General features: G+C 43.6%; 1 protein-coding gene. It reads right to left on the bottom strand.

The features are described from left to right. Positions 1-523: SpoVR family protein (locus tag R7F64_RS24370; protein ID WP_318072221.1), on the bottom strand; the 523-nt coding region annotated here is incomplete at both ends.

Raw genomic sequence — 523 nt, forward strand, 5'->3', positions numbered from 1 at the left:
AACAACACTCGTGTGGCTATGTAAAAATTCAAGAATGAACTTTTCGGATAGAATAACTTCATCATATAAGTGGTTTAGAATCGTATAGTGCCAGAACGTTGCCCATCCCTCATTCATAACCTGAGTTTGCTTTTGTGGATAAAAGTACTGGCTTATTTTTCGGACGATTCGAACAACCTCGCGTTGCCATGGTTCCAAGAGCGGCGCATGTTTTTCAAAGAAGTAGAGTAGGTTTTCTTGAGGTTCACTAGGGAAGCGCTCTTTAATGTCTTCTTCTTTAGTTTTGGCTCTTGGTACGGTTCGCCACAGTTCATTGACTTGAGATTGCAGATAAGCCTCGCGCTCCTCTTGGCGGGCCTTCTCTTCGGTAATCGAGATTTTCTCTGGTCGTTTGTAGCGGTCGACACCAAAGTTCATTAACGCATGGCAGGAGTCGAGAAGCTTTTCAACCTCTTGAACGCCATAACGCTCCTCACATTCGGCAAGGTACTTTTTAGCAAAGAGTAAGTAGTCGATGATAGAA

The organism is Vibrio sp. Vb1980 (assembly GCF_033338615.1).
Classification (GTDB): domain Bacteria; phylum Pseudomonadota; class Gammaproteobacteria; order Enterobacterales; family Vibrionaceae; genus Vibrio; species Vibrio alginolyticus.